The organism is Segatella copri, from assembly GCF_003465495.1.
In the GTDB taxonomy this organism is placed as follows: Bacteria; Bacteroidota; Bacteroidia; order Bacteroidales; family Bacteroidaceae; genus Prevotella; species Prevotella copri_G.
Map to the genome: position 1 here is coordinate 313 of NZ_QSAV01000135.1, position 359 is coordinate 671.

Consider the following 359-nt stretch of genomic DNA (forward strand, 5'->3'; position numbering starts at 1 on the left):
TACCAAGGCTATCTGGGATGCCAAGGGCAACAGAGCCATAGGCAAGAGTAAGGAAGCCAAGGAGGTGAATTTTGCGCTCGACAACATCAAGGCTCAAATCGCCAAGCATTACCAACGACTTTCCGACCGTGAGGCGTTCGTTACCGCTGAAATGGTGAGAAACGCCTATCAAGGCATAGGCACCGAATACGAGACCTTGCTCAGAGCTTTCGACAAGGAGAACGCAGCCTTTGCCAAGCGTGTAGGCAAGGACAGAGCCAAGAACACTTACAACAAGTATCTTGTGGTGAGAAAGTACGTTGCCGAGTTCATCAAGTATCAGTACAAGCGCAGCGATATGTCCATGAATGAGCTTACCG

The 359-nt window shown here is 49.9% G+C and carries 1 pseudogene; it reads left to right on the forward strand.

The window, feature by feature from the left end:
* Positions 1-359: pseudogene (locus DWV53_RS15435) on the forward strand (site-specific integrase); the annotation flags it as partial.